Here is an 11,564-nt window from a genome sequence, read left to right on the forward strand (position 1 = left end):
TCCCGTCCCTGCTCATGGGACGTCCCACTCCGACGGGATGGCCCCGCGGCCCGTAGGAGGTCCCGGCTCCTGTGAACGACAATTCCCGTTAGGGTGGCAATGCCCTCTTGACAATACCTCCGGGGGTGGTTAAGTCGCCCGGAGAGTACAAGACGATGCCCGACGCCGGAAAACCCCAGGTCGGACCGGCCCCGCCCGCCGGCCGGACCCCCTTGACCGGGTATCCGGGCACCGCCCGGCGCAACCGCCGGAGCCGCGATCGCCGCCCGAGCGGTCGGCACGTGGCCCCGATCACCCGTGGGAGGATCGGACCGCTCAAGCCCGGGGCTCTCCTTTCCCGGACAAGCACAGTACTGGCGAGCACCAGAGAGCAGGAGACAAGCACGATGCGTATCGGAGTTCTCACCGCAGGCGGCGACTGTCCGGGCCTCAACGCAGTGATCCGTTCGGTCGTGCACCGGGCCATGACCGGGCACGGAGATGAGGTCATCGGCTTCGAGGACGGCTTCAAGGGGCTGCTCGACGGCCACTTCCGGCCACTGGACCTGAACGCCGTCAGCGGCATCCTGGCCCGTGGCGGCACGATTCTCGGCTCGGCCCGGCTGGAGCGCGGCCGGCTCCGCGAAGCGGCGGAGAACTGCGCCGAGTTGGCCCGCCGGTACGGCATCGACGCGCTCATCCCGATCGGCGGCGAAGGCACACTGACCGCCGCCCGGCTGCTCTCCGACGCCGGGATGCCCGTCGTCGGTGTCCCCAAGACCATCGACAACGACATCTACTCCACGGACCGCACCTTCGGCTTCGACACCGCGGTGACGGTCGCGACCGAGGCGATCGACCGGCTCAAGACCACCGCCGAGTCCCACCAGCGGGTCATGGTCGTCGAGGTCATGGGCCGGCACGCGGGCTGGATCGCGCTGGAGTCCGGCATGGCGGGCGGCGCGCACGGGATCTGTCTGCCGGAGCGGCCCTTCGAGGTCGACAGCCTGGTCAAAATGGTCGAGGCGAGGTTCTCGCGGGGCAAGAAGTTCGCGGTCATCTGCGTCGCCGAGGGCGCGCATCCGGCGCAGGACTCCATGGAGTACGGCAAGGGCGAGATCGACCAGTTCGGGCACGAGCGCTTCCGGGGCATCGGCAACGTACTGGCGGCGGAGCTGGAGCGCCGCCTCGGCAAGGAGGCCAGGCCGGTCATCCTGGGCCATGTCCAGCGCGGGGGTACGCCGACGGCGTACGACCGGGTGCTGGCGACGCGGTTCGGCTGGCACGCGGTGGAGGCGGCGCACCGGGGGGAGTTCGGCCGGATGACGGCGCTGCGGGGGACGACGGTGGAGATGGTGCCGCTGGCGGAGGCGGTGACGCAGCTCAAGACGGTGCCGGAGAACAGAATGTTCGAGGCGGAGTCTGTCTTTTAAGGGGCTCGTTCTTTCAAGGGGCTCGGTTCGCCTCCGAGGCGCCTTATGTCGGTGCCGACGGTCGACCGTGCTCGATTCGCTCGTACCTCACGAACCTCCGCGCGCTCTCCCTTTCGGCACCGACGCGCCCCTTCGGCTCACTCGCCACCGGAAAGACCGCAACCGGAACGGATCGGCACCCCACCCCAGCCGGCACCCCGCGTCTGGCGCTGGGCAACCGCCAGGGGGAGGGGGCCGGGTGCGCGCCGTACGGGGGTCCGGGGGTGTCCCCCGGGAAAACACAGCATGCCGCCCGGACATGTACCTCCGGAGGCCCCGGACCCCGGCACCAGCCACAACCACCGCAACCCAGACCGCACCGTCAACCCTTCACCGCGCCGCCCAACGCGAACCCGCCCCCCAAACGTCGCGAGATCAGCACATACAGGATCAGCACCGGCGCCGAGTACAAGATCGAGAACGCCGCCAGCTGCCCGTAGATCACCGACCCGTAGTTGCCGAAGAACGTGAAGATCGAGACGGACGCGGGCAGTTGGTCCGGGGTCAGCAGCAGCATGAACGGTACGAAGAAGTTCCCCCACAGCTGGATGAAGGTGTAGATCGTCACCACCGTCACCCCCGGCCCCATCAGCGGCAGCACCACCCGCGTCAGCGTCTGGAAGTTCGACGCCCCGTCCGTCCAGGCCGCCTCTTCGAGGACCGTCGGTACCCCGTCCATGAAGTTCTTCATCAGCCAGATGGAGAAGGGCAGTTGGGACGTGGCGAGGAAGAGGGACGTGCCGTATGTGGTGTCGATGAGGTCGACCTGGACGAACAGCCCGTACACCGGCACCATGATCGCCGTGATCGGGAGGCAGGTCGTGAACAGGATCGTCAGCAGATACGGCCGGTTGAAACGCGAGCGGTAGCGGGAGAGCGGGTACGCCGCCAGCGTCGCGCAGACCACGGTCAGGACCGTCGCGCTGCCGCACAGCAGCAGGCTGTTCAGCATCGGTGTGAAGGTGATCTCGTCGGTGAGGACCGCCGTGAAGTTCTCGCCGGTGAGCGACGACGGGGCCCGTACGCGCAGATCCGCGTCGGCGTCGACCGAGGCGAGAGCCAGCCAGAGCAGCGGCAGTGCGAACGCGGCGGCGGTCAGCAGCAGGGCGGCGTCCGCCGAGAGGCGGGTGCGGGCGCGTCGGCTCAGCACGTCAGACCTCCACCCTCATCAGCCGCAGATAGACGAGGGAGAAGAGCGAGCCGACCAGCAGGAGGAGCAGCGCGACCGCTGTTCCGTAGCCGATCAGGCTTTTCTGGAACGCCTGGTCGTACATGAAGACCGGGAGGGTCTGGCTGCGGTTGCCGGGGCCGCCGCGCGTCATCCCCCAGATCAGACCGAAGACGGAGAGGGTCGAGAGCGTGTTGAGCATCAGGTTCGTGCCGATGGAGCGGCGGATCATCGGCAGGGTGATGTGCCAGAGCCTGCGCACCCCGCCGGCGCCGTCGACCTGTGCCGCCTCCGTGACGTCCTTGGGGATCTCGGAGAGCGCGGCGGAGTAGATCAGCATCGAGAACGCAGTTCCGCGCCAGACGTTGGCGAAGGACACCGCCAGGATTGGCAGGGTGTACAGCCAGTTCTGGGAGGGGAGCCGGAGCCCGTCCAGGATCGCGTTGAGCGTGCCCTCGCCGCGGAAGAAGGCGTAGAGCAGGAACGCGGCGACGATCTCCGGCAGCACCCAGGCGGCGATGATGAGAGCGCCGGTGAGCGTACGGACCGGCCGGGACGCGGCCCGCATCAGGCCGGCGAGGGCGAGTCCCAGGGTGTTCTGGCCGACGATGGAGGAGACGAGGGTGAAGACCAGCGTCAGCCAGACGGCGTTGCGGAAGTTCTCGTCGGCGAAGGCCCGGCGGAAGTTCGCCAGGCCCACGAAGTCCGAGGAGGACGAGCCGGTCAGCTGGGTGTTGGTGAAGGCGATCCAGACGCAGTAGGCGATGGGGCCGGCCAGGAAGAGCACCAGCAGGAGCGTGGCGGGAGCCAGCGGCACCCAGCGCCACAGCCGGCGCTGCCGGCGGCCCGCGTGCGCGGTGCTCACCTGCTGACCACCGCGCCGTCGGTGATGGTCTTCAGCTGGTCGTCGTACTCCTTCGCCGCCTGTTCCGGTGAGCCGTCACCCGTCGTCACCGTCTCCATCGCCTCGCCGATCGCCGAGGAGACCTGCGGATAGACGGGCAGGGCCGGGCGGTAGTGCGTGAACTCGACCAGCCCGGTGAAGAATTCGATGCCCGGCATGGACGTGAGGTAGCGCGGGTCGGCCGCCACGTCCTTCCGTACGGCGATCTGCGCGCCGACGATGTCCCACTCGACCGCGTTCTCCTTGGTCTGCTGCGTCTTGACGAACTCCCAGGCGAGATCGGGGTTCTTGGCCTTCGCCGGGATCGCCCACGCCCAGCCGCCCGACATCGACACCTTGCCCGGCGCCTGTCCGTGCTGCGTCGGCATCGGTGTCTGCGCGAGATCCTTTGACCAGTCCGGCCACTCCTTGGGGCCCTTGTTGATCCAGTTCTGGCCCATCCAGGATCCGTCCAGCGAGATCGCCAGCTTCCCTTCCGGAAACCACTCCGTGGCGACGCGCGTGCCGACATTGGGGTCGAGGGCGTCGGAGACATCCGGGCCGAGTTTCTCGCCGTAGACCGTCCGTACGAAGCCCAGCGCGTCCTGGAAGCCCTGGCCGCCCGCCACCCACTTCTTCGCGGAGGCGTCGTAGAGCGGGTCGGCGCCCGTGCCGTACAGCAGCATCTCGAAGCCCTGCATCACCGCCGCCTCGCCGGGGCCCTTGCCGGTGTAGACGTTGAGCGGGATGACCCCGGGGACCTTCTGCTTGACGGTCCGGGCCGCGTCCAGGATCTCCGCCCAGTTCTTGGGCTGCCAGTCGGCGGGCAGGCCCGCCTTGGCGAAGATCTCCTTGTTGAACCAGAGGCCGCGGGTGTCGGTGCCGTCGGGGACCCCGTATGTCTTGCCGTCCTCCGCCTTGGCCGCCGACTTCGCCGTGTCGACGAACTGGTCCCAGTCGGCCCACTTCGCCAAGTAGTCGTCCAGCGGGCGCAGATAGCCGGCCTTGATGTCGGAGTTGATCCGGAAGGTGTCCTCGTAGACCAGATCAGGGGCGGTCTTCGGGGAGCGCATCATCTGCTGCGCCTTGGTGGCGTAGTCGTTGTCCGGGGCCTGGATCGGGATGAGCTCGACCTTCTTGCCCGGATGCTCCTTCTCGAACTGCTGCTTCATGGACTCCAGATAGTTGTCCTTGAAGCGGATCTTGTTGTCCGTGGAGCGGTTGTAGGCGACCTTGATGGTGTCGGGATCGCTTCCTGAACCGCCGCCGCACGCCGTGAGCGAACCGGCGGCGAGCACGGCGACGAGGATCAGCGGGGCGGTGGGGCGCACGGGCACGACCTCCTCTGAGCCACAGTGGGCTGCCCGGCGACCGTAGGACTGGGCCATTACCAAGGTCAATCCCCGTGCAGGGTCGATTAGTTGGCGCCCCGGCGTGCGGTGAAGGGGGTGGCTTCCGGTACGGGTGGGCCGGTCAGTGGGGCGAGGGGAGCCAGCTGTACTGGAGCTCCGGGCGCCCGACCTGGCCGTACTGCGGACTGCGCCGCGCCCGCCCGTTGGTGACCAGATGTTCCAGATAGCGGCGCGCGGTGATGCGGGAGATCCCGACCCGGGCCCCGGCCTCAGTGGCGGTGAGTCCGTCGGCCGACGCGCGCAGCGTACGCGTCACCGCCTCCAGCGTCGGGGCGCTCAGCCCCTTCGGCAGCGAGGAGGGCTGCGGCGCCCGGAGTGCGCCGAGCGCGCGGTCCACCTCCTCCTGGCCGCTGGCCTCACCGGCCGCTGCCCGGAACTCGGCGTAGCGTACGAGCCGGTCGCGGAGGGTGGCGAAGGTGAAGGGCTTCAGTACGTACTGGACGACCCCGAGCGACACGCCTTCCCGTACCACCGCGAGGTCGCGCGCCGAGGTGACCGCGATGACATCCGCGTGGTGCCCGCCCGCCCGCAGGCTGCGCAGGAGCTGGAGGCCGTGCCCGTCCGGGAGGTACAGGTCGAGGAGGATCAGGTCGATGTCCGTGCGCTCCAGCAGCCGGCCGGCCTCCACCCGGGAGTGGGCGACGCCCGCGACGGTGAAGCCGGGCACCCGGCCGACGTACAGCTGATGGGCGTCAGCCGCGACCGGATCGTCCTCGACCACGAGGACACGGATCGCCGTATCTCCGGGGCCCGTGGGGCCGACCGGCCCCGTGGGGCCGACCGGGCCTCTGGGACCCGGGGACCCTGTGGGGCCGACCGGGCCTCTGGGACCCGGGATACCTATGGGGCCGGGGCTCACCGGGCCGCCTCCATCGCGTCGTCGGCGGTCCTGGCGGCGGCCGGCCGACGGCCGGCCAGCGGCAGCCGTACGGTGAACTCCGCGCCGCCCTCCGGGCCCTCCGCGAGCTTCACCGTCCCGTTCGCACGGTGCACCGCCTGACGTACGAGCGCCAGACCGAGACCGCGCCCGGGACCACGGGTCGACCAGCCGCGCCGGAACACCTCGTCCATGTCGCCGGGGGCGACCCCGGCTCCGGTGTCCCGTACGCCCAGCAGCAGTTCGCCGTCCTCCACCAGGGCCGTCACGATGATCCGCGCGCCCTCGCCGCCCTGCGCCGCGTCCATCGCGTTGTCGATCAGATTGCCCAGGATGGTCACCAGATCGCGTGCCGGGAGCGTCGACGGGAGGACGCCGTCGTCGATCCGGCTGTCCTCGGCGAGCTCCAGCTCCACACCGCGTTCATTGGCCTGCGCGGCCTTCCCCAGCAGCAGGGCCGCGAGGACCGGCTCGCCGACCGCGCCCACCACCCGGTCCGTGAGCGCCTGTGCCAGCTCCAGCTCCGCCGTGGCGAACTCCACCGCCTGCTCCACCCGTCCCAGTTCGATCAGCGAGACCACCGTGTGCAGCCGGTTGGCCGCCTCGTGCGCCTGTGAGCGCAGGGCCTGGGTGAAGCCCCGCTCCGAGTCCAACTCGCCCGACAGGGCCTGGAGTTCGGTGTGATCGCGCAAGGTGACGACCGTACCGCGCTGCTCCCCGCCGATCACCGGGCGCGTGTTCACGACCACGATCCGGTCGGCGGTCATATGCACCTCGTCCACCCGTGGCTCCGAGGCCAGCAGCGCACCGGTGAGCGGTGCGGGCAGCCCCAGCTCGGCGATGGGACGGCCCACCGCGGAGTCGTCCAGACCGAGCAGCTCGCGCCCGCCGTCGTTCATCAGCGCGATCCTGCGCGCGCCGTCGAGCATCAGCAGCCCCTCGCTCACGGCGTGCAGCGCCGCCTCGTGGTAGTCGTGCATCCGGCTCAGCTCCGCCGCGTTCATCCCGTGGGTGTGCCGGCGCAGCCGCGCGTTGATCACGTACGTACCCAGGCCGCCGATCGCCAGGGCCGCGCCCGCGGCCATGGCCAGAACCCTGACCTGCTGGGTGACCTCGCTGGAGATCCGGTCCACGGTGATCCCGACGCTGACCAGACCGGTGATCCGGTCGCCGTCCCATACCGGAGTGACGGCCCGGACCGAAGGGCCGAGCGTGCCGGTGTACGTCTCGGTGAAGGTCTCGCCGAGCAGCGCGGGAGCCGTACGGCCCAGGAAGGGCATCCCGATCTGCGCCGGATCGGGATGCGTCCAGCGGATCCCCTTCGGGTTCATGATCGTGATGAAGTCGAAGCCGGTGTCGCGCCGCACGCGCTCCGCGTACGGCTGGAGTGCGGCGCTCGGATCGTGGGTACGGATCGCCTCGCGTACCGACGGCGAGTCGGCGAGCGCGTGCGCCGTGGCCAGAACCTGCTTGCGCGCGGTCTCGTCCGTATGGGCGCGACCGGTGACGAACGCGAATCCCGCGCACCCCGCGACGACAGCCGCGACCAGCACGACCTGCATCGCGAAGAGCTGGGCGGCGAGACTGCGGGGGAGCGGCAGATACATGAAACAAGAATGCCTGGCCGGATTCATATGAACGAAATGAACGTAAGGGTGACCGGCGTCACATGGTGGTGGATAGTCACCGGGACCCCTCGGGACAGGGACGGGGGATTCGCAGGAGACGAGTCGAGGAGGACCCGTGGCCGCAAGGCGGGACCGTACCCACTATCTGTACATCGCGGTGATCGTCGCCGTCGCGCTCGGCATTCTGGTGGGCTTCACGGCTCCTGGTGTGGCCGTCGAACTGAAGCCGATCGGTACCGGCTTCGTGAACCTCATCAAGATGATGATCTCGCCGGTGATCTTCTGCACGATCGTGCTGGGGGTCGGGTCGGTCAGGAAGGCCGCCAAGGTCGGCGCGGTCGGCGGGCTGGCCCTCGGCTACTTCATGGTGATGTCGACCGTCGCCCTGGCCATCGGCCTGGTCGTCGGAAACATCCTGGAGCCCGGTTCGGGTCTCCACCTCACCGAGGCCACCCGGGAAGCGGGCGCGGCCCAGGCCAGCGGTGCGAGCGAGTCCACCGCGGACTTCCTGCTCGGCATCATCCCGACGACGATCGTCTCCGCCTTCACCGAGGGCTCGGTCCTCCAGACGCTGATGGTCGCGCTGCTGGCGGGCTTCGCGCTCCAGGCCATGGGCTCCGCGGGCGAACCGGTGCTGCGGGGTATCGGACACATCCAGCGCCTGGTCTTCCGGATGCTCGCGATGATCATGTGGGCCGCGCCCGTGGGTGCCTTCGGCGCCATCGCGGCGGTGGTCGGTGAGACCGGCCTCGACGCCCTGAAGTCGCTCGCGATCATCATGATCGGCTTCTACATCACCTGCGCGCTCTTCGTCTTCCTCGTCCTCGGCGCGCTGCTCCGGGTGATCGCGGGCGTGAACATCTTCACGCTGCTGAAGTACCTGGGCCGTGAGTTCCTGCTGATCCTCTCGACCTCCTCGTCCGAGTCGGCGCTGCCGCGGCTCATCGCGAAGATGGAGCACCTGGGTGTCAGCAAGCCCGTCGTCGGCATCACCGTCCCGACCGGCTACTCCTTCAACCTGGACGGCACGGCCATCTATCTGACGATGGCCTCGCTCTTCATCGCCGAGGGCATGGGTGACCCGCTCTCGATCGGTGAGCAGGTCTCGCTGCTCCTCTTCATGATCATCGCGTCCAAGGGCGCGGCGGGTGTCACCGGCGCGGGTCTGGCGACACTGGCCGGCGGCCTCCAGTCGCACCGGCCCGAACTGGTCGACGGTGTCGGTCTGATCGTCGGTATCGACCGCTTCATGAGCGAGGCGCGGGCCATGACGAACTTCGCGGGCAACGCGGTCGCCACGGTCCTGATCGGTACCTGGACCAAGGAGATCGACAAGGGCCGCGTGGACGAAGTGCTGGCCGGAAACATCCCGTTCGACGAGAGGACCTTGGTGGACGACCACGGTCCGGCGGACGCGCCGGGAGACGTCTCGAAGGACGTGCCCAAGCCGCGCGCCGCCACCGAGGCGGACAAGGCGGGGGTCTGATCCCCCTTCCCGCACCATGACCCGGCCGGGGTCACCCCCCTCACTCCGGCCCTCCGAAGACCGGCCGTACGGAGACGCTTCCGTGCGGCCGGTCTGTCATGCGGCCGGTCCGTCTGGGGTCAGGACGTCCTCGCCATCGCCTCCCGTACCGCTGCCTTCCGTATCGCTGCCGTCCGTACCGATGTGATCGGGCACCGGTACGGACGGCAGCGACACGGACGGGAGGTCCGGGGGCTGTGCGGGGGGTGGGCGCGCCGCCTACCAGGCCACCGGCAGCTCGTGCGGGAAGCGCCGGATCGTCTCCGTGTCCCAGCGCAGTTCCTCGGCCGGCACCGCGAGCCGCAGCCCGGGGAAACGCTCCACCAGACGGCCGATGGCGGCCTCCAGCTCGGCCATGGCCAGGGGAGCGGCGATACAGCGGTGCCCGCCCCAGCCGAACGTCATGTGCGGAGTGGGCGGACGGTGCGGGTCGATGACATCGGGGTCGGAGAACCGCTCCGGATCGCGGTTCGCCGTCAGGTACGACACATGGACGAAGTCACCGGCCCGGATCCGCACCCCGCCCATCTCCACGTCCTCGGTGGCGACGCGCGGAATGCCCACCCCCTTGCGGAAGGGGATGTACCGCAGGAGCTCGTCCAGCACCGGCGTGAGCGACTCGGGCCGGCTCCGCACCAGGTCCATCAGCTCCGGGCGGGTCAGCAGGAGGTACGCGATATTGCTGATCTGGCAGGTCGCCGTGTCATGGCCGCTGAGCATGAGCGTCAGCGACATGACCGCCAGGTCCTTGTCGTCCAGGGCGTCGTCGCCGTCCTTGGCGGCGGCCAGCGCGCTGATCAGATCGTCCCCGGGGGTGCGCCGCCGCTCCGCCACCAGCCCGCCGAAGTACTCACGCAGCTGCGCCTTGGCGTCCGCGGCGGCCTGACGCGAGTCCGGGGCCGTGGACAGCAGCTGATGGGCGTACTCCTGCATGCGCGGCCTGTCCGGCGGCGCGATACCCAGCAGCTCGCAGACGGTGTGCTGGGGGAGCTTGTTCGACAGATGGGCGGCCAGGTCGGCCGGCGGGCCGTCCTCGGCCATCTCGTCGAGGAGCTGGTCGACGATGCCCTCGACGGCGGGCCGCATCCGGTCCACATGCCGCGGCGTGAACGCCTGCGAGGCCAGCCGTCGCAGCCGACTGCTGATGGGCGGGTCCATCACATTGATCGACTCGGGGGAGACGATCGGCTCCGGGGTCATCCTGGGGTAGTTGTGGCTCATGATTCCCGCGCGGCTGAACCGGGGATCGGTCGTCACCTGTCGTACCCCGTCGAAGTTCGTGACCAGCCAGGCATCCGCCTCGCCGTAGGGCAGCCGGATCCGGGTGACAGGCCCCTGGGACATGAGGTCCCCGAGCGAGGGATCGAAGTCCAGGCCCTTGCTGAAGTCGAACGGGCAGGTGGTCGTTTCCCCGATTTCGGTCATCGCGTACTCCAGGACGAGCGGGGACGTTGCGGGCGAGGGATACGTACCTCGTCCATTTCGGGGATATGCCTACCGCCCGGCAAATGGGTACGAGCGGTCCGAGGCGTACGAGCCGCGCGGGACGTGCGAGTAGGGCGGGGCGGAGCGAGCTTGTCCCACTCCAGGCTGATCGCGAAGGGCACCGAGCGTTGGAGCGTGCGGCGGTTGGGTGATCGTCACGGCGGGCGTACGCGCGATCCGACGCGACGGCCGGAGCGGACGCGGCCGGGCGGGGGCATCCATGGCGAGCGGGCACCCCGGGGTGGGATCAGTCGATGCTCCGAGTGGCAGGATGCGGGATGAGCGCAACCATCGGGAAAGGGGCCAGACATGGCTGTCATCCACCGCACCACCATGACACCCGGCAAGCTTGAGCTTCTGGCCTCGTGGCTTCCCGCTCAGCCCTGGAACCCCGGCGGGGGGCACGAGCCGCGGCTGACCAAGGCCGGCGGCTTCCGGCTGGACGACCCGCAAGGCGAGGTGGGGATCGAGTTCATGGCGGTCACCGACGAGTCCGGGGACCGGCCGATCACGTACCAGGTGCCCCTCAGCTACCGGGGAGCACCGCTCCCCGGCGCCGACCACGCGCTCATCGGCACCTCGGAGCACGGGGTGCTGGGACGGCGGTGGATCTACGACGGAACCCACGACCCGGTCCTCGTCGGTCAGTTGTTCGCCCTCATCCTCGGCGAGGCCGAGCCGCAGGCCCAAGGCGTGAGCAACGCCCCGGCCCCGTCCGTCACCGCCCACTTCGCCGAGGCCGGCCATACGGCATCGATCAGCTCCGTGGACGTGACCAACGGGCCGGACGGTACGGATCTCCGCGTACTGACCGCCTCCGCACCCGGGGCGCCGAGCGGACCGGCCAGGGAGCTGACCATCCGCGTGAATCGCGTGCTGCGGCCCGAGCGGCCCGAGCGGCCCGAGCGGGCCGAGTCGGCCACCCGTGCCGCACAGGCCCTGGGGCACATCACCGCCGACTGGCTTCTGCCGGACGGCGCCACGACGCGCGGCCTGTACGCCGTCGTGAGCGACACCGCGCCGAACTCCGCGAACACGCCCTAGGGTGTGTCTGACAATGATCATGTCGCTGGTTGGCGGAGCCAGAGGATGAGTGAGGCGAGTTGGAGTCCGGCTCGGTAGCGGGTGGCGAGCT

9 protein-coding genes are annotated in these 11,564 nt (G+C 69.6%); 3 read left to right on the forward strand and 6 right to left on the reverse strand.

The features are described 5' to 3' along the window. Positions 1-386: 386 nt before the first annotated feature. Positions 387-1,412: an ATP-dependent 6-phosphofructokinase gene (locus ACIRQP_RS38650; RefSeq protein ID WP_249953443.1), complete on the forward strand. Its 1,026-nt coding sequence runs from the start codon at positions 387-389 to the stop codon at positions 1,410-1,412. A 361-nt stretch (positions 1,413-1,773) separates the two neighbouring features. On the opposite strand, the gene ACIRQP_RS38655 is transcribed toward ACIRQP_RS38650, so the two are convergent. The 5 genes from ACIRQP_RS38655 to ACIRQP_RS38675 all read right to left on the reverse strand — a co-directional run bounded on the left by ACIRQP_RS38655 (position 1,774) and on the right by ACIRQP_RS38675 (position 7,398). Further along, a complete protein-coding gene (locus tag ACIRQP_RS38655; protein WP_403899462.1) occupies positions 1,774-2,601 on the reverse strand; it encodes a carbohydrate ABC transporter permease in 828 nt (275 codons plus the stop codon). Position 2,602: 1 nt separating this feature from the next. Beyond that, the gene (locus ACIRQP_RS38660; protein ID WP_403899463.1) at positions 2,603-3,484 is read right to left on the reverse strand and encodes a carbohydrate ABC transporter permease; all 882 of its coding nucleotides are present in this window, start codon (positions 3,482-3,484) and stop codon (positions 2,603-2,605) included. Then, positions 3,481-4,890, reverse strand: a complete 1,410-nt coding sequence (locus tag ACIRQP_RS38665) for an ABC transporter substrate-binding protein (protein WP_403899466.1) — start codon at positions 4,888-4,890, stop codon at positions 3,481-3,483. The genes ACIRQP_RS38660 and ACIRQP_RS38665 overlap by 4 nt, the downstream gene beginning before the upstream one ends. A gap of 85 nt (positions 4,891-4,975) precedes the next feature. Beyond that, complete coding sequence (locus ACIRQP_RS38670; protein WP_403899469.1) at positions 4,976-5,635, reverse strand: response regulator; 660 nt, start codon at positions 5,633-5,635, stop codon at positions 4,976-4,978. 134 nt (positions 5,636-5,769) lie between these two features. Continuing rightward, complete coding sequence (locus ACIRQP_RS38675; protein ID WP_403899472.1) at positions 5,770-7,398, reverse strand: ATP-binding protein; 1,629 nt, start codon at positions 7,396-7,398, stop codon at positions 5,770-5,772. Between the two features lie 136 nt (positions 7,399-7,534). Here ACIRQP_RS38675 and ACIRQP_RS38680 point away from each other — a divergent pair, with 136 nt between their 5' ends. Then, complete coding sequence (locus ACIRQP_RS38680) at positions 7,535-8,905, forward strand: cation:dicarboxylate symporter family transporter (RefSeq protein ID WP_403899475.1); 1,371 nt, start codon at positions 7,535-7,537, stop codon at positions 8,903-8,905. A 258-nt stretch (positions 8,906-9,163) separates the two neighbouring features. Here ACIRQP_RS38680 and ACIRQP_RS38685 read toward each other — a convergent pair whose 3' ends face one another. Continuing rightward, complete coding sequence (locus ACIRQP_RS38685) at positions 9,164-10,369, reverse strand: cytochrome P450 (protein ID WP_403899478.1); 1,206 nt, start codon at positions 10,367-10,369, stop codon at positions 9,164-9,166. 369 nt (positions 10,370-10,738) lie between these two features. Here ACIRQP_RS38685 and ACIRQP_RS38690 point away from each other — a divergent pair, with 369 nt between their 5' ends. After that, the gene (locus ACIRQP_RS38690) at positions 10,739-11,473 is read left to right on the forward strand and encodes a 1,4-alpha-glucan branching protein (RefSeq protein WP_403899480.1); all 735 of its coding nucleotides are present in this window, start codon (positions 10,739-10,741) and stop codon (positions 11,471-11,473) included. Positions 11,474-11,564 lie beyond the last annotated feature (91 nt).

The sequence above is a fragment of the Streptomyces sp. NPDC102274 genome (assembly GCF_044766385.1).
Taxonomy (GTDB): Bacteria; Actinomycetota; Actinomycetes; order Streptomycetales; family Streptomycetaceae; genus Streptomyces.

Coding starts and splice junctions, on each gene's coding strand:
- ACIRQP_RS38650 (WP_249953443.1), top strand. CDS start 387: ATGCGTATCGGAGTTCTCACCGCAGGCGGCGACTGTCCGGGCCTCAAC.
- ACIRQP_RS38665 (WP_403899466.1), bottom strand. CDS start 4,890: ATGGCCCAGTCCTACGGTCGCCGGGCAGCCCACTGTGGCTCAGAGGAG.
- ACIRQP_RS38675 (WP_403899472.1), bottom strand. CDS start 7,398: ATGTATCTGCCGCTCCCCCGCAGTCTCGCCGCCCAGCTCTTCGCGATG.
- ACIRQP_RS38685 (WP_403899478.1), bottom strand. CDS start 10,369: ATGACCGAAATCGGGGAAACGACCACCTGCCCGTTCGACTTCAGCAAG.
- ACIRQP_RS38690 (WP_403899480.1), top strand. CDS start 10,739: ATGGCTGTCATCCACCGCACCACCATGACACCCGGCAAGCTTGAGCTT.